The organism is Pseudomonas fluorescens (genome assembly GCF_041354075.1).
In the GTDB taxonomy this organism is placed as follows: domain Bacteria; phylum Pseudomonadota; class Gammaproteobacteria; order Pseudomonadales; family Pseudomonadaceae; genus Aquipseudomonas; species Aquipseudomonas fluorescens_CE.
Window position 1 is genome coordinate 1 of the sequence record NZ_JARZGC010000021.1, and the last position, 17,690, is coordinate 17,690.

Here is a 17,690-nt window from a genome sequence, read left to right on the forward strand (position 1 = left end):
ATCAACTGACACTCCGCCTTCGCGAGCAAGCCCGCTCCCACAAGGGGTAATGTGTTCAAACAGATATTTATCGGTTTAATTTTGAATTGTTTTCGGTTTTGTGACGATGGGTGCTTCTAAAGCCGATATTTATCGGCTATAAAGTCGCCAATAACGAGGCGTGGATCAACCATGCCCGACTCTCACGCACTTGCCCGGAGATGTTTCATGAGCCGCATCGTTACCGTCGCCGCCACCCAGATGGCCTGTTCCTGGGACCTTGAAGCCAACCTTGAAACCGCTGAGAGGCTGGTGCGCGAGGCAGCGGCCAAAGGCGCGCAGATCATCCTGATCCAGGAACTGTTCGAGGCGCCGTACTTCTGCCAGAAGCCCAACCCGGATTACCTGCAACTGTCCACCACGGTTGAAGACAACGTTGCCATCCAGCATTTCCAGAAGGTCGCCAAAGAGCTGCAGGTGGTGTTGCCGATCAGTTTTTACGAGCGGGCCGGGCGTGCGCGCTTCAACAGCATCGCGATCATCGATGCCGACGGCAGCAACCTCGGGATTTATCGGAAAAGCCATATTCCGGATGGCCCCGGTTATCACGAAAAGTATTACTTCAACCCAGGCGATACCGGTTTCAAAGTGTGGAACACCCGTTACGCAAAAATCGGTGTGGGCATCTGCTGGGACCAGTGGTTCCCGGAATGCGCGCGTAGCATGGCGTTGCAGGGTGCGGAGATCCTGTTCTACCCGACCGCCATCGGCAGCGAGCCGCACGACAAGAGCATTTCCTCCCGCGATCACTGGCAGCGCGTGCAGCAGGGCCATGCCGGCGCCAACCTGATGCCGCTGGTCGCCAGCAACCGCATCGGCAACGAGGAGCAGGACGGCTACGACATCACCTTCTATGGTTCGTCGTTCATCGCCAACCAGTTCGGCGAGAAAGTCGAGGAACTCGACAGAACCGAAGAGGGCGTGCTGGTCCATCGTTTCGACCTCGACGAGCTGGAACACATCCGCAGCGCCTGGGGCGCCTTCCGTGACCGCCGTCCGAACCTGTATGGTGCTCTCAAAACCCTCGACGGTTCTCTGGAGTCCTGATCGTCATGACCACATTAAACAGCACGCCACGCGCCGACGGCTTTCACATGCCGGCCGAGTGGGCCCCCCAAACCCAGACCTGGATGATCTGGCCCGAGCGCCCGGACAACTGGCGCCTGGGCGGCAAACCGGCGCAAGCCGCCCACGTCGCCGTCGCCAAGGCGATTGCCCGGTTCGAACCGGTGACCGTCGGTGTTTCCGCCGGCCAGTACGAAAACGCCCGCGCGCGCCTCGACGTGCCGAATATCCGCGTGGTGGAAATGTCCAGCGACGATGCCTGGGTGCGCGACACCGGCCCGACCTTCGTCATCAATAACAGCGGCGAAGTGCGCGGCGTGAACTGGGACTTCAACGCCTGGGGCGGTTTCGACGGTGGCCTGTATTCACCGTGGAACCGTGATTCGCAGGTCGGCGGCAAGATCCTCGAGATCGAACGCAGCCCGCGTTATCGCACCGAAGGCTTCGTGCTGGAGGGCGGTTCGATCCACGTCGACGGCGAAGGCACCCTGATCACCACCGAAGAATGCCTGCTCAACCGCAACCGTAACCCGCACCTGAGTCGCGAGGAAATCGAAGCGGTGCTCAGCGCGCAACTGGCGGTGGATAAAATCATCTGGCTCCCGGACGGTTTGTTCAACGACGAAACCGACGGCCATGTGGATAACTTCTGCTGCTACGTGCGTCCGGGTGAGGTATTGCTGGCCTGGACCGATGATCCGCAGGACCCGAACTACGCCCGTTGCCAGGCCGCGATGAAGGTCCTGCAAAGCAGCACGGACGCCAAGGGGCGCCCGTTCACGGTGCACAAGATGCCGATTCCTGGGCCGCTGTACGCCACCGAAGAGGAATGTGCCGGTGTCGATCCGGTGGATGGCACCCAGGAACGCAACCCGTCGGTGCGCCTGGCCGGTTCCTACGTGAATTTCCTGATCGTCAACGGCGGCATCATCGCGCCGAGCTTCGACGATCCGCTGGATGGCCCGGCCAAGGAGATTCTGCAAAGCCTTTTCCCGCAGCACGAGGTGGTGATGGTGCCGGGTCGCGAACTGTTACTGGGTGGCGGCAACATCCATTGCCTTACCCAGCAGCAACCCGCGCCGCACAAAGAGTGAGTGCAGTTGTAACAGTCTGAGTTTCCTGCAAAAAACACTCAGGTAACGGCTTTCCCGCGAAGCCGTGCAAGAAGCCCGCAGCCCGCAAGGACTGCGGGCTTTTCTCTCTCCGCTGGTCGAGCGTCGCGACACATTGGCACAGCTCTTGTATCTGTCCTGAAGTGACACGGGGAGGGAGAGAGCTTCGATGTTCTGTCATAAACCTTGGATAAGTTAGCCGCTCACAAACCGGGAGAGAGCGCGGAAATGAACGCTGAAGTGAATATGTTGAATGAGCGGGCTCCGCATCCCCTGGCCGTAAACAGAGAATCGCTCCAGGTCCTGGCGCACTGGTTGAAGTCCAATGGAACGCGTCAGATCAGGGAACCTGATCCGCGCCGGATGATGATCGAGCGCTACCCCGCTGGCTTGTTCAGCGAAGCGGAACTGGATGCGTTGCGGGATGTGATGGAAGGATAAGAAGAAAACAACGGATTGAGCAAAGCGCTGCCAGGATGGCGGCGTTTTTTATGGGCGGGTGTTTATACCAGGGGCACAGCAGATCCAATGGTGGGAGTGAGCCTGCTCGCGATGCGGTCTCCCATTCAACAACCCTGCTGATGGAGAAACACTTTCGCGAGCCGGCTCGCTCCTTTAGCCATTGGTCGCAGACAAGTACCCTTAGACCTTTTTCGCCTATATTCAGAAGATTCATGAAATTGACACAGGCTTCCGGGCCCGACTAGGATGCCGTCCAACGCCTGTGGCCAACCGCCATGACTCAAAATAATAAAAAGGCCCGCCGCGATGATTCGTGGGCGGGCTTTTTGTTTCGGGATGAAAAAAGAGTGCGATAGCGCCGATTCAGCCGTTCGACACAGCGCGTATCCACCCGTCATTAGGAAAAGAACAAAATGTTGAATAAGCGGATCAGTCTGATCGCTCTGGGGATGTTGAGCGCTACATCGGCAATGGCTAACGACCAGGCCGAATCCAAGGGTTTCGTTGAAGACAGCAGCCTCAAAGTGCTGCTGCGCAATGCCTACATCAACCGTGACTACAAAGATGGTCGTGCGGACAAGGCCGAATGGGGCCAGGCCGCGATCGGCACCTTCTCGTCCGGTTTCACCCAAGGCACCGTGGGTGTGGGTGTGGACGCGTTCGGTCTGTACGCGCTTCGTCTGGACGGCGGCAAGGGCCGCACCGGCGCGCAAGGCATCGACTTCTTCAAGAAGGGCGACAGCGGCAATGCCGCCGACGACCTGTCCAAGGGTGGCGCAGCGGTCAAGTTCCGTGTGTCCAACACGGTGCTGACCTACGGCGACCAAATGCCAGCACTGCCGGTGCTGAGCTACGACAACGTGCGCCTGCTGCCGGAAAGCTACACCGGTACCCTGATCACCTCGAAAGAGATCAAGGGCCTGGAACTGAACGCCGGCCGCTTCACCGCCGAATCGCGCAAAAGCGCTGAAGGCCGTGATAGTGGTGGCCTGAAGTCGATCAACGTATTGGGCGGTAGCTACCAGTTCACCGAACAATTCAAGGCTGCGCTGTACGCCTCCGACGTCGAAGACGTGCTGAAGAAGCAATACGTCAACGCCAACTACGTGTTCCCGATCGACAAGGAACAGTCCCTGACCCTGGACTTCAACGGCTACCGCACCAAGCTGGACAATTCCTACGTCCGCGAAAACGGTGTGACCGGCGACGATAACAAGATCTGGAGCCTGGCGGCCACCTTCGCCACCGGCCCGCACTCGTTCACCGTCGCCCACCAGCGCAGCACCGGTGACAGCAACCTGGGCTACGCCTACGGCGGCTACCAGAAAGATCAAGGTCGTGTCGGTGATGGCGGCAACACCATCTACCTGGCGAACTCCTACTGGTCCGACTTCAACGCCGAAGACGAGCGCAGCTGGCAGTTGGGCTACGGCCTGGACTTCAGCGCATTCGGCGTGCCTGGCCTGAGCTACAACTTCGCCTACGTGCGTGGTGACAACATCACCACATCCACCAGCGAAGGCGGCACCGAGCGCGAAATCTTCAACCAGTTCAAGTACGTCGTGCAAAGCGGCCCGGCCAAAGACCTGAGCGTGAAACTGCGCAGCTCGGTTCTGCGCGTGTCGCAGAAATCCAGCGAGTACAACGTCAGCGGTAACGAACTGCGCGTGTTCGTCGACTACCCGATCAACATTTTCTGATGATGGGTTGTTGCATCGAAGCCTGATCAAGGCTGAGGTAAAGGAAGCCCCGACTGGTTCGGGGCTTTTTTGTGGGTGCGAATTGGCATTTGCAAGCGCGAGAAATTCGCCAGCAATTCGATTCGATAGACGACTTGCTGAGGGACACTGATGGCGAAACCGGAGAAAAGACAAAAGCGCGCTGAGCGGCCCAGGCAGTGTGCGCAAACGTCGGAATTCAGGAAATCCTGGGAGCGCTACAAACGTGCCGGACGACGTGACATGAATGAAGTTCGTCAGGTAATGGTCTTGTTATTTCTCGGGGAGCCTCTGCCAGCAGAGTATCTGGACCATGCGTTGACAGGGTGGCTACCCATTACACAACGTAACTAATGAAGTTCCCGCCCCCATCTTTATCCCCACCCCCCATGCGCCTACATTTGGCTCCAACACCTACCCATCATCCCGATGAGCAGGTCACTGGAGATCTTCCTCATGCCTTTCGTAAGCGTACGTATCACCCGCGACGGCGTTACCTCTGAGCAGAAAGCTCAGGTGATCGCCGAAATCACGGAAACACTGCAACGCGTGCTCAAGAAAGACCCGCACCTGACCCACATCGTGATCGAAGAAGTCGACACCGATAACTGGGGCTACGCCGGGATTACCACCACTCAGTACCGTAAACAGCTGGCTGAGCAGGAGGGCAAATCGTGACGGGCCAGGTGTCCATCGACTTCATCTCCGACGTGGTGTGCCCCTGGTGTGCACTGGGTGCGACGGCGCTGGAGCAGGCCATCGAGAACGTCGCCGGTGAAGTTTCGGTGGTGCTCACCTACAAGCCGTTCGAGCTGAACCCGAACATGCCGCCCGAGGGCGAGAAAGCCGTCGAGCACCTGATGCGTAAGTACGGGCGCACCGCCGAAGACGTCGCCGCCGGCAAAGCCATGCAGATCGCCCGTGGCGAGGCCATCGGTTTCACCTTCGACCTGGAGAAGCGCAGCCACTTCTACAACACCTTCGATGCTCATCGACTGTTGTATTGGGCGCTGCAGCAAGGGCGGCAAGTGGCACTGAAGAAGATCCTGCTGCGCGCTTACTTCACCGACGGCCAGAACCCGAGTGATCGCGAAACCCTGGTTCAGCTGGCCGCCGAAGCGGGCCTGGACGCAGCCGCCGCGAAAGAGGTGCTGGATTCCGGCGCATTCGCCAAAGAAGTGCGTGAGCTGGAAGGCTTTTACCAACAGCGCGGCATCAACTCGGTGCCGGCCATGATCCTCAACGGTCGTCACCTGGTGTCCGGTTCACAGTCGGTCGAGTACTACGAGCAGATGTTGAGACAAATGGCGAAGGCCCCCGCCGAAGCCTGATTACTTATTTTTTCAAACATTTATCAATTAGCAGAGGTTCATCATGAGCAATTCGAAAAAAGTCATCGTTATCACCGGCGCTTCCCAAGGTCTCGGCGCAGGCATGGTCAAGGCTTTCCGTGACCTAGACTACAAAGTCGTCGCCACCTCGCGTTCGATCCAACCGTCCACCGACCCGGACATCCTCACCGTGGCTGGCGACATCGGTCACCCGGAAGTCGCGCAGAAAGTCATCCGTGAAGCCATCGAACGTTTCGGCCGCGTCGACACCCTGATCAACAACGCCGGGATCTTCGTCGCCAAACCCTTCACCCAATACACCGCTGAAGACTACGCCAACGTCCTGTCGGTGAACCTGAACGGCTTCTTCTACATCACCCAACTCGCCATCGCCGAGATGGAAAAACAAGGCAGCGGCCACGTCGTCAACATCACCACCAGCCTCGTCGACCACGCCATCGACGGCGTGCCGTCGGTCCTGGCTTCCCTGACCAAAGGTGGGCTGAACGCCGCGACCAAATCCCTGGCCATCGAATACGCCAAACGCGGCATCCGTGTGAACGCCGTATCCCCAGGCATCATCAAGACCCCGATGCACGGCGAAGAAACCCACGCCGCCCTCGGCGCCCTGCACCCGGTCGGCCACATGGGCGAAATCAGCGACATCGCCCAGGCAGTCGTCTACCTGGACAGCGCCCACTTCGTCACCGGCGAAATCCTCCACGTCGACGGTGGCCAGAGCGCAGGTCACTAAGATCGGCTGCCCACAGCGCAAACAACAAAGCCCTCGTAGCGATACGAGGGCTTCGTTTTGCAGGGTCGAAAAATCATCCGCTACCGTTTCCGGGGTATGCCGTGGTTCATTCAATCGGATCGAGCTGATCCAGTGCGCGGTTCACCGAGATTTCCGCCAGCATGATGATCTGGTGAATGCCCAGCAGAGAATTACGACTGGGGCCCGATTCGCGGTCGGCAATGTCCATGGTGATGACGCTCGCGGACGCCAATGACTCGCTGACACAACCGAGCAGGGTTTGCACGTCGATGTCCGGGTTGACGGTGTACATGGAGCAGGGGGTGCGGGGGGTGGATTTGAATTCGAAGGTGTTTCGATCGAGTTCAAGATCATCGCCCTCATTGAGATCTTCTGATGCGGAGCTTTGATGCGGTGGAGATTGTTCGGACCCCGGCGGGTTCGGTGTGGGCTTAACCATAATCGTCTTTTCCTGAAGTGATGCGCCCTCCCACGCTACTAAACGTGGGGTGGCGGCTGTACGCAGGTTAGTAGACCGGGGAAAAGAAGAAAGCCGGCGCGCCCTAGGGCGCCCTACGCACAGCCACCATCGAGTTCAGGCATCGAGATACCTGATAACGGACGCAAGTGCGAACTTCAAATGCCACGGGCTACTAAACCCGACCACTGAACGTCAGTGGCAGGTCAACGATAAAACCCACGGTGAAGCCTCACAAGCCGGCGGATTCTGGCGTAACCGTAGGCAACGCCGCAAGGTTCTGTAGCTTTCAGGACGTGACGCGCAGCGTGATTAAACAAGAGCCAAACATCCGACAAACAAATCCGTCAGCGGAGTATTTCCATAGAGCGAAGGGGAAATTTCCGACGGTTCCCTTACACCAGCGCCCATTGCTGCTGACGTTTCCAATCATATGGAAAGCCCATCACCGTCAAGTTCCCCGCTTCTCTTTGATCCATCAATTCGCGTGACCACTTCCGGAAAAATCCGGCACTGCGAAAAATTGAAATATCGTTGCGACGACTTGCTAATCCAAGTGAGCGCTTGCCGGTTTAAGATGTTCATCAACCGCTCACCATCGAGGCTGCCATGACCGGGATATCCCTGAACCTGCCGGAAGACCTTTCGAACTCGCTCTCCGATCTGGCTAAGACGAATGGCCAAACCGTGAGCTATCTGGCGATGGATGTCCTTCGCGACTACATCGAGCACGAGAGAGCTTTGACTGCGCAGATTGAACGGGCGGTTGAAGAGGCTGATGAAGGTAAATTCGCCACCGATGACCAAGTTGCGGCAATGCGCGCCCGCCGCTGGGACAAAAATGCGGTTTGAATGGCTTGAAAAAGCCCTCAAAAACCTGGAAGACGAAGCGAGCTATAGCCCTTGAAAACCCCAAGGCTGCTGATGATTTCTCAGATGCAATTTTCGCCAGCGTAGACAAGCTGGCCCAATTTCCAGCCATGGGCCGTGAAGGTCGAGTCAAAGATACGCGCGAATGGGCAGTGCCCAACTGGTCCTATCTCATTCCCTTTCGGGTACGTGGTGATCGCCTCCAAATCCTCGGTGTGTTTCACACACGGCAACGCCCTCGCACCAAGTGGTGAAGGCGCGTAAAAACGCTCTGGTCAGAATGAAATGCGTCTTCCTGCCGTCCGATGCGTAGTGGCCGAATTGCCAATACTTCCCTAAACGGATCTATTTTCCCGGCTAAAGTTGGGTGTCTGCGCGCAGTGGTGCTAGCGTTGAACACAACATTTACCCACAAATGCTTCGGTAATGAGCCTGTACCCACCCAAGGAAAACCCGTAATGGATCTACACCACGAGTTCGAGAGCAGCAAATTTTTCCACCGCGCGCGTATCGATCGACGTGCCGCCGATGCCTTGGTCGGGTTGGCCGCTGGGATTACGGCCGACGGTGATGTGAACATCACAGAAGCGGTTTTTCTAAAGCAATGGTTGGAAAACAATCTCGCGCATCTGAATGATCCGGTGATCAATCTGCTGTATTCGCGTTTGGCGTGCATGCTTCAGGACGATGCTCTAGACAAGGATGAATCTCTGGAGCTGCTTAACATACTGCGTGGTTTTTCTGGAGTGGGCATTGAGGGAGCGAAGGTCGGCGGTGCTGTTGCCGTAGCTCCTACGGACCTTCCTTTCGATTCACCGACCCCCGATTTGGTGTGGAATGGCCGGATGTTTGTATTTACGGGTGTCATGGCCTATGGGCCGCGTAAGGATTGTCAGGCTCTAGTCGAAGAACGAGGTGGTTTGATTGGGGGCGGTGTGAGTAAGAAAGTGCATTACCTGGTGGTCGGGAGCGTGGGTAATGAGCAGTGGCGCCACAGCACTTATGGAACGAAGATCATGAAGGCAGTGGAACTGCGAGAGGCAGGAGCTTCGATTGCCATTGTGGGTGAGGATCATTGGCAAAGGATGCTGTTTGGTTGAGATCGCTTCTTTCTTGGCGCCCTGAAAAGGCAGCCCTTTGTCTGGTCACTAGATAGTCGTTGGGTCTGACGGCCTCATCGCGAGCAGGCTCGCTCCCACGGGCTCCAAGGTGTGGACGAAAAGTGGACGTTCTAGAAACAACAAAGCCCCTGCATTTTTGCAGGGGCTTTGTTTTGTATGGTGGCACCAGGAGTCGAAAAAAAGAGTAAACAGATGATTTATAATGTTTTTATTTTTCTACAGATAAAGCTCTATCTCTAAAAATATCCCGTGACACGCTCTAGTCTGTCCGCAGACGAATGAAAATCATAATCGTAACCCGTGTCCTTGATGCATGGCAGTCATGGTGCTGCATGCCGCAGAGGCCTGGCTGTAGTTAGTATGCGCCAGTAAATAACCCCAGGATACGATAGGTCGACGCTGCTCTGGGTCAGAATGGGCATAATCCGTCCCGCGGCAGCTTGTCTGAAGCCCGATAAAGCGGGCTTCGACTATTGACTACGATCCTCGGAGAGTAGGAACTTAAAGTTCAGTATAATGTATCAAGCCAGAATATATTTTTCAAATATCTCAGCTCGGATGACCCGTGCTTTTCTATTGTTAGTGCCTTGGTACATGTACGAGAAGTAAACCCCGAGTTCGGTTTCCGGAAGGTTCTTGCTTTTAAGTACTTCTTCGCCCATGATTTCAAGCCGTTTTTTCAGATCGGACGGTATTTTTTTAGCTTTTGTCAGTTCAATGACCAAGGTGAAGAAGTTTGACTTTCTGAACCAGATTGAGTCTATGTCTAGTCCGGTATTTTCGATAATGCTAAAGGTCTTTAATATTTCCGCCTTCCTTGCATTCGCGAGGGGGTACTCCTCGTTGAATTCGGCCACACACTTTTCTATTTCATTATCCCTGTTGTAGTATCCGCCTCTTTCTAGAGTTGACATGACTTGTAGAACAAAGTGAAGGTCTGCCATTCTCGTGAATTCAGACTCGTGGAATACACCGTAATTCTCTAGGCCAATATCTGAAGCGATGGATTTAGCCGCCTGAATGAATTTTCCATCATAAACCGCATTGTGAATTTCAATGTCTTCAAGTTTAAATTTGGTAAGGTTAATCCTGCGGAATATCTCGCGGACCAAATCGTCTCCTACCTTGCCGATGTCTCGGACTACGATCTGGTAAGAAAGGAAAGCTTCTCGCTCATCCGGAGTGAGATCAGCAAACGCCTTGATAAGCTTAAGCGGCTTGTCGAAAGTGTTTTCTACGTAGTTTTGAATTGTAGTAAGTCGCTGTTGCCCGTCGATTACTATTTGGCTAGTTCTCATCTTCTTCAGATCAGTTTCGCCCTGGCAAACATAGATTTCCGGAAATGGATATCCATGTAAAATTGTGTCCAAGAACTGTTCTTGGTGTTCCTGAGTCCAAACAAATTTTCGCTGAAAGTCAGGGCGCAGATCCAGACGCTTGGTATCAATCTTCTCATAGATATCAGCGATAGTTGGGTTCGTGACAGAAGGCTTGATTTGCATACTTATTTTTCGTCCTTAAGATTTTTGTGGCGCAGACCTTCCAGTCCGCTGACAATGTAGGTTTCGAGGTGCTCGTAGGTGCGAAATACACCAGCTGATACCTTGTAGTTTCCAACAGGCGACTTATTGTAGGAAATAGACTCAAAGAAACGAAACCAAGCTTGCTTCAAAACGTCCATTTGAAAAGATATAGGCAATTTGTCCGGTCTTATCCAACCCATTGCGGAATATTCTAGGAATTCGTGATACATTTCGCGTTCTGCTTCCCTGACAACGCGTTTGTTTTTTCTTATTTGCATTTGATATTCTGATATTTTAGCCATTATGGTGTCGAAGAGCTTCGACGAAATAATGGCTACGTCAATATCAGAGTCGTAGTCAAATATTGTGCCCTTGTGCGGGCTAAACCCTAGCTTTCCAGAGCCTGTGATGTAGACTTCATGAAATGAAATGTGAAATTCATTTGTTATGAGTTTCTTAAAGTCATAGTATTCGTCCGGCCTGTTCTCAAAAACAAAAGGAATACCGTGTAGAACATGTTTTCTACAAAAGTCGAGTAATTCGTTTTGTTCTTTCGCTACGGCTAGCTTAGTTCTAAAGCTTTCTAGGTCCAAGTGAACATCCATTTAATCTGAAGAAGTGCTATAGCCGTTAGATGCTTAGGGGGAGCAACCACGCCCAAATCTACCATAATGGGTATCCTGCTCCGATGATCCGAAGCACGGTTTTTCTACCAGCGCCGTGACGGCTGATGATGGCGAAATAGTGGCAGACTTCTCCCAATATTACGAGTAAGTCGAGTCATGCTTCGGTAATCACTGCAGCTGCAAGGCTAGCGGATCAGCGTGCACTCAGAGGTTGAAAGTCCATGACGATCCCAGCCGCCGGGCCAGCAGCCGGACCGTGAGCAGATAGTAATACTGCGTCGACCGGCTGTACCTCACTAAGTGATGCTCGAGGAACCAAGCCACATGCTTTCTCTGCCAAGTCCAAGGTGTTGCTCGCTGCCAGCGCTCTGCAATCTCAGCCTGAATGATTTTCGCCTGGCGAACGTGGCGTTGCCGGGTAGCGTGCGAGCCGGTCACAACGCCAGCCAAGAACAGTTCCATATCGAATGGCTTACTCATGCTCGGCCACCAATGTAGGCTGCGACCACGTCGATCCGCCCGTTTCCCAGCTCAAAGCTGATTTGCCAGCGTGCCTCACGATCAAGGTTCCGATCTACCTGACAACAGCGGCCGCCGTTGATAGGTGCGCGATGCTGGGTGATCTGCTCATAGCGCTCACATGCGTACGCCGCTCTTAGCTCATGGAAGCCTTTGAAGTTGTTTGCATGCAGGATGTCCCGCGCAGGGCGGATAATTTCTTGCACAAGATTCCGGTAGCTTTCGTGCGGCGCAACCAGGTTGTGGCTACCCACAGGCGATAAATGCCGTGCAAACCCAAGCGCCTCGCGAACATCGTCGTCCACCGTAATCCAACGCGGCGCCGAGGCGCCGGCACGGCTGCCTTTAGTGCCATCCTGAATATTAATCCTGCCTAGATCGTTAGCCTCACGGCTCAGCCGTGGCAGATCAGCCAAGATGGCCTCACGCAAGCGCATTCCGGTGGCTCGCGACAACAGAACGATCGCGGCGGCCCGGAGCAGATTTTGGCTGCAAAGCGCATCGACGATCTGCTTCACCTGTTCGCGGTCCTGGCCCTGTGGCACAGACTGGCGAACCCCGGTGCGCTGCATATCCAACGCCTTGCTCGGACTTGGCAGTTTCACATGCTGGTCACCGCGCAGCGCCGCCATGGTCCTGTTAACGCTGGATAGGCGGTTTTGTGCGGTACTGACAGCAAGGTCGCCGCGCCTAACCACGTCGCGCGGATACGCCGCATAGTCCGCCAGTACCTTCCGATCAATCTGCCGCGCATCATTGATACCCGGCCCCTGTTCTGAGCGGCACCACTTCACGAATGCCTGCCACCGATCACAGTGTGCCTTCACCGTGCCGTAGTGGCCGCTGCCGAACATGTCCTTCAACGCCTGCGGCCCTGCATAGCTCAGTTGCCTGCCGTAGCCGAAATTGCGGCCATCGCGTCTACCCACCAATGCCATATCGGTCACCTCATCTTCTGCTCTCCAGTCCTCGCCCCACGTCATCCCGCCAAGAATGCTGAGTGTTATCAGGGATCAAGGCCCCTGCGACCTGTGGGGAATGTCCTCTACGCGGGACTGGCGGCTCTTTACGACCGGGAGCACGGGCATCTCATGATCTGGCCTCCTGAGCACCATTACCGGTGGGCGGGCGGAGGCTGCACTGGCTGACGAGACCAGCGCCGGGAGATCCTGAGTCGGACGGGGGGCAGCAACGCGATGACAGGGACATGCCTGACTGTCAGTCAGGTGCAGTCCATTCCGTGGGCTGCGGCACCATCATCGGCATCGCTGTTGCTGGTGACTTCGGTGTTTGTCATGCCGATTGTCACGAGGGGAAATGCCGCAATGCCTTGTACGAGGTGGGCTGCAGCAGCGGTAGGAGCGCCCGTCTCTTTCCGGGAGAAAGAGACGGGCGCAGGTTGGCGCAATGAAATGGCCAAGCGGATAGGTTGCTGCAGGGCAGCTATGAAAGGGAATGAGTTGCCGCAGTGGGCACGCTGGTAAAAGTAGGCATCCATCACATCGCTGTGACTGTGCGAGCCGCCGGACGCTAATCGCACTTTGGGAGACCACCACTGTGTGGCGTAGCCTTGAAGGTTCTGTTTGGTCAGTAGATCGTCGTTGGATTTGACGGCCTCATCGCGAGCAGGCTCGCTCCCACGGGTTCCAAGGTGTGGACGAAAAGTGGACGTTCCAGAAACAACAAAGCCCCTGCATTTCTGCAGGGGCTTCGTTTTGTATGGTGCCGGCACCAGGAGTCGAACCCGGGACCTACTGATTACAAGTCAGTTGCTCTACCAACTGAGCTATACCGGCGTGTTAGGGCGACGATTATAGCGATTGGGTTGGTTCTGTAAACCCCTGAATTCAGACTATTTTTACGCGCTCGCCAGACCCGCCCCGCAGACGCTTCCACGGGGCTGGCCGGGGTGGTGTTACACGCCGTTCCTGACGGCGTTGATCAGGTCCTGGCTCAGCACCTGGGCAGGGGCGACCTGGACGCTTTGGGTGTAGAACGGCGGGAGGTTCTGGGCCAGGGTCGAGAGTGCCTGGACCGTGGTGTTGCCCGGCAGCAGCACGTATTGCAGGTTGGACGGGTAGCTTTGTGGCACCGGGCCTTCCATGGTGGAGCCGTAGGCGCCGAAGGTCATGACGGCTTGCGGCGTGGTCGGGTCGGGGGCGTAGAGGAAGACGAAGGTGCCGTATTTGGGGTGGGTCAGGTAGTGCCCGGCTTCGGCGCGGACGGCGGGGTCGGGGTCATTCATCAGGGTCCAGCGCATGACGGCGTAGTTGCGGGTGGTTTCCATGAAGGCGGTACGAATCGGCGACTGGTCTTCCGCACCGCCCAGGCACGCCAGCAGGTTGCCGAAGGGGTCGATCAGCGCGACCGCATTGAACACCCGGCTTTGCTGAGCCGTTTTCAGCAGGGGTGCGGCGAGTTCTACGCCCGGGTCGCGGGGGTTGGCCGATTGCACGGTCAGGGCGAACGGGCTGAGCGCGGTGAGTGCCTGGCGCACTTTGCTGTTGGCGGGCAGGGTGGCCGGGTTTTGCAGTTGGTCCGGTGGCAGGCCGCTGTTGTTGCTGGCGTCGCGTACGGTGTTGACGCTGGCGGAGAAGATCGAGCTGCAGAGGAAGTACCCCGCCGAGTCGATGCTCTCGCCGCCGAACACCGGGCGGGTCGAGCCTTGGTAGGGGCGGCTCACCGGCGCCGCAACGGCGTAGTAAGCCCAGGTGCCCTGGGCTTGCTGGCGGATTGTCGGTGGCAAGGACGGAAAGTTGAACTGGCTGTTGTAGTTGATGCCGGCGTAGTCATCGATCGCGCTGACGGCGACGTTGAATCCGGCGGTCAGCAGCGAACCGGCGCACATGGCGCAGGGGTCCAGCGTGGTGACCACGGTCAACTGATCGGGTGCGGGCAGGTTCAGGCGCACCGCATTCTGGTAATACCGGTCCACCAGTTGTCGCTCGCCATGGGCGGTCGGGTCGTGGGGCAGAAACCAGGTGGTGGTGTTGCCGGGAAAAGGCATCAGTACGTTGTTGTGCAAAGCGGCGATGAGCTCGCCCGTTGCGTTGTTGATGATGGCGCCGCCCACGGCGAAGGTCTGTTGCAGCGCCGCGTAAATGGCTTGATTGGCGACGGTATCGACGGCTTCCTGCGCACTGTTCAATGTGCTCATGATTGCTTAGCTCATTGCTGGTCCCTGAGGTCAGAGAATTCTGACGCCTGGCAAAGATAGTCGAGGATTTTCCGAGTGTTTATGTTGTTTTGGCTTAACGCTTATGCACAACGGGCTGCCCGGCGCACTTGAAGCGGCACAAAAATGTGGATCCGTTCTCATTTGGTTGCAAATACCTGTTTTTGTGGTTTTTTCTACCTGTGTACGAAAATTGAACAAATTGGTTTCAAGCCTGAAACAGCTGTAAATATTGGATCCATGATATTTCATCAACAGAGTTATCCACAGGCTGCGACGGCTTGATCGCGCTCCGCGAGCATCAGTAAATTACGCGGCGTGAGCGGTGTTTCGCAGAAGGTGCCGAGGCGAAGGGTGTAACCCTGCTCGGTAAGGAAAAGTGCTCGATCAAGCACCAGCCAAAGCTCCAGTGGGCGTCGGAAAAGTCCGCGAAGTAGCTCCAGATTGCGCACTTCTGCCAGCCGCTGCCATCCAGCCGCCTCGAGAGCTGACCAGTCCTGCTTACCGATTGTGGATAACTCCTTGAGCGCGGCCAAATGATGGCAGTAGTCGGCAAAGGGTTTGTCCAGCCAGGCGCTGGGCAGCGACGGCGTGGGCAGGTACTCATCAACGCCTCGCAGTTGCCGTTGCAACAGGTCGAATGCCAGGCGCCGGGCCATGGAGAGGTCGCGCTGGCGTCGCACGCGAGCGCCCGCGGTAACGGTTTCACTCATCGGCAGTGACAGGTCGTCGAGACTCAGCTGTAGCTTGGAGCGAGCCGCCACCGAGGAAACCGGCTGATAGTGCGTCCGATCGATCCGGTTGTAGCAACACGGCGCGACGGCCATTTGCTTGCAGCCTGCGGCGCTGGCGAGCTGGATCAGGCGCACGTGCAGGTCGCCACAGGCGTGCAGGGCCACGGGCGTGTGTACGGAGCTCAGTAATGAGGTGGCATCGGGCGCCAGCACATCCTGCTCGACATGCTGCGCCGGCAACTGATGACGCAGGCTGAGCGCCTGGCCGGCCGCCACCAGCGCCGGGTCGTGCTCAAGGCAGGTGAGTTGCTGGTCGGTCTGCAGCAGCCGTCGTCCCAGGTGACCCTTGCCGGAACACCAGTCCAGCCAGTGCGTGGGCGACCTGGCGAACGATAGGCGGCTGGCAAACGCTTCGATCTGTTGCCACTTGCGCCCCGGCACGTCGACGTTCAACCGGTGCCCGGCGGCTTCCAGTGCATGCGCGGGCAATGGTCCTACCGCGCTCAATGCAACAGACCGCGCCGCCAGTGAGGCAAACGGCTCCGGCGCGTCCAGCAGCGCCGGTTGGTTATGCGCGTTTTCCGCGTCTTCCAGCGAGCGGCTGCGTAGCCATGAAGCCAGCTCGGGGTAGGACGCTTCCCAGGGAAGGTGCAGATGAGTAAACGGTCGAGGCTTCCACAGCGCTTGGTGTTCGATCAGGAATGCATCCAGCGCCTGAAATCGGGCGAGCAGGGCCTCGCCCGTCAGCACACCGGCATCAACGCCCCTGGCAGGCATCGACGCGCAACCAGCGCTCCAGCAGCTTGAAGCCGCGCACCAGTACGTAAGCCATCAGCAGGTAGAACATGCCGGCGGCGAAGAAGATTTCCACCGGCAAATACGTCCGGGCGATGATGGTGCGGGCCATGCCGGTCAGCTCCAGCAGGGTCACCGTGCTGGCCAGGGCGCTGGCCTTGAGCATCAGGATCACTTCGTTGCTGTAGGCCGGCAGGCCGATGCGCGCGGCACGGGGCAGGATGATGTAGAACAGCGCTTTGTTCCGGGACATGCCCAGCGCCCGCGCGGCTTCGATCTCGCCCGGTGGAATGGCCTGGATTGCACCGCGCAGGATCTCGGCGATATAGGCGGCGGTGTGCAGGGTCATGGTGACCGTGGCGCACCAGAACGGATCGCGCAGGTACGGCCACAACACGCTGTTGCGGACCGCATCGAACTGCGCCAGACCGTAGTAGACCAGAAACAGTTGAACCAGCAGCGGCGTGCCGCGGAAAAAGAAGATGTAGCCGTAGGGAAATGCCCGCACCCACCACAGGCGCGACGAGCGAGCGATGCCCAATGGAATCGCCAGCAGCAGACCGGCAATCACGGCGATGGCGACCAGTTCCAGGGTCAGCGTGGCGCCCTGGGCCAGTTTCGGCAGCCACTTGATGATGACTTCCCAGTTCATTGGGTGCTCCTGGCGAAGCCGCGAGCGGCGCGTTTTTCCATGAAATACATGCCGGTCATGGCCAGAACGGTCAAGCCCAGGTACATGAACGCCGCCACCATATAGAAGGTGAACGGCTGCTTGGAGACGGTCACGCCGATCTGCGCGTGACGCATGATTTCTTCCAGGCCGATCACCGACACCAGCGCGGTGTCCTTCATCAGGATCATGAACAGGTTGCCCAGGCCGGGCAGGGCGATGCGCCACATCTGCGGCATGATCAACCGGGTGAAGATCCGCCACTTCGACAGGCCCAGGGCCACGCCGGCCTCACGATGGCCCTTGGGAATGGCGAGGATGGCGCCGCGGAACACTTCCGTGGCGTAGGCGCCGAAGCACAGCCCCAGCGCAATCACGCCGGCGGCGAAGGCGTTGAGTTCAAGGTCGGGCTTGCCGAAGAACTCGCCCAGGGCACGCATCAGGTTGACCGTGCCGAAGTAGATCAGCAGCACCCAGAGCAATTCCGGGATGCCGCGAACCAGTGTCGAATAGGTGCCGCCAAGCCATTGCAGCGGCTTGTACGGGGAAGTCTTGGCCAGGGCGCCGAGCAAACCCAGCACCAGTCCCAGGCACAGGGCCGAGAGCGCCAGTTTCACAGTCATCAGCGCACCGGCGGCGAGCGCCGGGCCGAATCCGTAGAGGTCGATAATCATGGATTTCTTTTCAAATCGCGGCAG

The 17,690-nt window shown here is 57.1% G+C and carries 19 protein-coding genes, 1 tRNA gene and 1 pseudogene; 11 read left to right on the plus strand and 10 right to left on the minus strand.

The genetic code is table 11. From position 1 onward, the window contains the following. Positions 1–207 precede the first annotated feature (207 nt). From aguB to QIW53_RS21855, 8 genes are all read left to right on the plus strand, one after another. Positions 208–1,086: an N-carbamoylputrescine amidase gene (gene aguB / locus QIW53_RS21820; protein WP_371051670.1), complete on the plus strand. Its 879-nt coding sequence runs from the start codon at positions 208–210 to the stop codon at positions 1,084–1,086. Between the two features lie 5 nt (positions 1,087–1,091). After that, positions 1,092–2,198 (plus strand): agmatine deiminase, encoded by a 1,107-nt coding sequence (gene aguA, locus QIW53_RS21825; protein WP_371051671.1) that lies wholly within the window; start codon positions 1,092–1,094, stop codon positions 2,196–2,198. Positions 2,199–2,444: 246 nt separating this feature from the next. Next, complete coding sequence (locus QIW53_RS21830) at positions 2,445–2,657, plus strand: hypothetical protein (protein ID WP_371051672.1); 213 nt, start codon at positions 2,445–2,447, stop codon at positions 2,655–2,657. 434 nt (positions 2,658–3,091) lie between these two features. Continuing rightward, complete coding sequence (locus QIW53_RS21835; protein WP_371051673.1) at positions 3,092–4,378, plus strand: OprD family porin; 1,287 nt, start codon at positions 3,092–3,094, stop codon at positions 4,376–4,378. A gap of 150 nt (positions 4,379–4,528) precedes the next feature. Continuing rightward, positions 4,529–4,750: a type II toxin-antitoxin system YafQ family toxin gene (locus QIW53_RS21840; RefSeq protein ID WP_371051674.1), complete on the plus strand. Its 222-nt coding sequence runs from the start codon at positions 4,529–4,531 to the stop codon at positions 4,748–4,750. Between the two features lie 102 nt (positions 4,751–4,852). Beyond that, positions 4,853–5,074 (plus strand): tautomerase family protein, encoded by a 222-nt coding sequence (locus QIW53_RS21845; RefSeq protein WP_201193959.1) that lies wholly within the window; start codon positions 4,853–4,855, stop codon positions 5,072–5,074. After that, positions 5,071–5,727, plus strand: coding sequence for a DsbA family oxidoreductase (locus QIW53_RS21850; RefSeq protein WP_371051675.1), 657 nt, complete (start codon positions 5,071–5,073; stop codon positions 5,725–5,727). Before QIW53_RS21845 ends, QIW53_RS21850 begins: the two co-directional genes overlap by 4 nt. 43 nt (positions 5,728–5,770) lie before the next feature. After that, positions 5,771–6,481: an SDR family NAD(P)-dependent oxidoreductase gene (locus QIW53_RS21855; RefSeq protein WP_201193955.1), complete on the plus strand. Its 711-nt coding sequence runs from the start codon at positions 5,771–5,773 to the stop codon at positions 6,479–6,481. A gap of 106 nt (positions 6,482–6,587) precedes the next feature. Here the strand turns inward: QIW53_RS21855 and QIW53_RS21860 are convergent, their stop codons facing one another. Then, entirely contained in the window at positions 6,588–6,794 is a 207-nt protein-coding gene (locus tag QIW53_RS21860) for a DUF6124 family protein (protein WP_371051676.1), read from the minus strand. Between the two features lie 774 nt (positions 6,795–7,568). Here QIW53_RS21860 and QIW53_RS21865 point away from each other — a divergent pair. From QIW53_RS21865 to QIW53_RS21875, 3 genes and pseudogenes are all read left to right on the plus strand, one after another. Then, positions 7,569–7,811, plus strand: coding sequence for a CopG family ribbon-helix-helix protein (locus QIW53_RS21865; protein ID WP_371051677.1), 243 nt, complete (start codon positions 7,569–7,571; stop codon positions 7,809–7,811). After that, a pseudogene (locus QIW53_RS21870) lies at positions 7,801–8,083 on the plus strand (type II toxin-antitoxin system RelE/ParE family toxin). The gene QIW53_RS21865 and the pseudogene QIW53_RS21870 overlap by 11 nt, the downstream one beginning before the upstream one ends. 204 nt (positions 8,084–8,287) lie before the next feature. Continuing rightward, positions 8,288–8,929 carry a BRCT domain-containing protein gene (locus QIW53_RS21875; RefSeq protein ID WP_371051678.1) on the plus strand — a complete coding sequence of 214 codons (642 nt, stop codon included), beginning with the start codon at positions 8,288–8,290 and terminating at the stop codon, positions 8,927–8,929. 542 nt (positions 8,930–9,471) lie between these two features. Here QIW53_RS21875 and QIW53_RS21880 read toward each other — a convergent pair. From QIW53_RS21880 to QIW53_RS21920, 9 genes are all read right to left on the minus strand, one after another. Next, complete coding sequence (locus tag QIW53_RS21880; RefSeq protein ID WP_371051679.1) at positions 9,472–10,452, minus strand: DUF262 domain-containing protein; 981 nt, start codon at positions 10,450–10,452, stop codon at positions 9,472–9,474. A gap of 2 nt (positions 10,453–10,454) precedes the next feature. Beyond that, positions 10,455–11,066: a hypothetical protein gene (locus tag QIW53_RS21885; RefSeq protein WP_371051680.1), complete on the minus strand. Its 612-nt coding sequence runs from the start codon at positions 11,064–11,066 to the stop codon at positions 10,455–10,457. A 237-nt stretch (positions 11,067–11,303) separates the two neighbouring features. Continuing rightward, complete coding sequence (locus tag QIW53_RS21890; RefSeq protein ID WP_371051681.1) at positions 11,304–11,579, minus strand: hypothetical protein; 276 nt, start codon at positions 11,577–11,579, stop codon at positions 11,304–11,306. Further along, entirely contained in the window at positions 11,576–12,556 is a 981-nt protein-coding gene (locus tag QIW53_RS21895) for an integrase (protein WP_371051682.1), read from the minus strand. Before QIW53_RS21895 ends, QIW53_RS21890 begins: the two co-directional genes overlap by 4 nt. A 782-nt stretch (positions 12,557–13,338) precedes the next feature. Further along, positions 13,339–13,414, minus strand: a tRNA-Thr gene (locus tag QIW53_RS21900). Between the two features lie 119 nt (positions 13,415–13,533). Beyond that, positions 13,534–14,775 (minus strand): nucleoside deaminase, encoded by a 1,242-nt coding sequence (locus tag QIW53_RS21905; RefSeq protein ID WP_371051683.1) that lies wholly within the window; start codon positions 14,773–14,775, stop codon positions 13,534–13,536. 278 nt (positions 14,776–15,053) lie between these two features. Continuing rightward, the gene (locus tag QIW53_RS21910; RefSeq protein WP_371051684.1) at positions 15,054–16,304 is read right to left on the minus strand and encodes a methyltransferase; all 1,251 of its coding nucleotides are present in this window, start codon (positions 16,302–16,304) and stop codon (positions 15,054–15,056) included. Continuing rightward, positions 16,285–16,974 carry an ABC transporter permease gene (locus QIW53_RS21915; RefSeq protein WP_192307510.1) on the minus strand — a complete coding sequence of 230 codons (690 nt, stop codon included), beginning with the start codon at positions 16,972–16,974 and terminating at the stop codon, positions 16,285–16,287. The genes QIW53_RS21910 and QIW53_RS21915 overlap by 20 nt, the downstream gene beginning before the upstream one ends. Beyond that, positions 16,971–17,666: an ABC transporter permease gene (locus QIW53_RS21920; protein ID WP_192307511.1), complete on the minus strand. Its 696-nt coding sequence runs from the start codon at positions 17,664–17,666 to the stop codon at positions 16,971–16,973. Before QIW53_RS21920 ends, QIW53_RS21915 begins: the two co-directional genes overlap by 4 nt. Between the last annotated feature and the right edge of the window lie 24 nt (positions 17,667–17,690).

Coding starts and splice junctions, on each gene's coding strand:
- aguB (WP_371051670.1), top strand. CDS start 208: ATGAGCCGCATCGTTACCGTCGCCGCCACCCAGATGGCCTGTTCCTGG.
- aguA (WP_371051671.1), top strand. CDS start 1,092: ATGACCACATTAAACAGCACGCCACGCGCCGACGGCTTTCACATGCCG.
- QIW53_RS21830 (WP_371051672.1), top strand. CDS start 2,445: ATGAACGCTGAAGTGAATATGTTGAATGAGCGGGCTCCGCATCCCCTG.
- QIW53_RS21835 (WP_371051673.1), top strand. CDS start 3,092: ATGTTGAATAAGCGGATCAGTCTGATCGCTCTGGGGATGTTGAGCGCT.
- QIW53_RS21840 (WP_371051674.1), top strand. CDS start 4,529: ATGGCGAAACCGGAGAAAAGACAAAAGCGCGCTGAGCGGCCCAGGCAG.
- QIW53_RS21845 (WP_201193959.1), top strand. CDS start 4,853: ATGCCTTTCGTAAGCGTACGTATCACCCGCGACGGCGTTACCTCTGAG.
- QIW53_RS21855 (WP_201193955.1), top strand. CDS start 5,771: ATGAGCAATTCGAAAAAAGTCATCGTTATCACCGGCGCTTCCCAAGGT.
- QIW53_RS21860 (WP_371051676.1), bottom strand. CDS start 6,794: ATGTACACCGTCAACCCGGACATCGACGTGCAAACCCTGCTCGGTTGT.
- QIW53_RS21865 (WP_371051677.1), top strand. CDS start 7,569: ATGACCGGGATATCCCTGAACCTGCCGGAAGACCTTTCGAACTCGCTC.
- QIW53_RS21875 (WP_371051678.1), top strand. CDS start 8,288: ATGGATCTACACCACGAGTTCGAGAGCAGCAAATTTTTCCACCGCGCG.
- QIW53_RS21880 (WP_371051679.1), bottom strand. CDS start 10,452: ATGCAAATCAAGCCTTCTGTCACGAACCCAACTATCGCTGATATCTAT.
- QIW53_RS21890 (WP_371051681.1), bottom strand. CDS start 11,579: ATGAGTAAGCCATTCGATATGGAACTGTTCTTGGCTGGCGTTGTGACC.
- QIW53_RS21895 (WP_371051682.1), bottom strand. CDS start 12,556: ATGGCATTGGTGGGTAGACGCGATGGCCGCAATTTCGGCTACGGCAGG.
- QIW53_RS21905 (WP_371051683.1), bottom strand. CDS start 14,775: ATGAGCACATTGAACAGTGCGCAGGAAGCCGTCGATACCGTCGCCAAT.
- QIW53_RS21910 (WP_371051684.1), bottom strand. CDS start 16,304: ATGCCTGCCAGGGGCGTTGATGCCGGTGTGCTGACGGGCGAGGCCCTG.
- QIW53_RS21915 (WP_192307510.1), bottom strand. CDS start 16,974: ATGAACTGGGAAGTCATCATCAAGTGGCTGCCGAAACTGGCCCAGGGC.
- QIW53_RS21920 (WP_192307511.1), bottom strand. CDS start 17,666: ATGATTATCGACCTCTACGGATTCGGCCCGGCGCTCGCCGCCGGTGCG.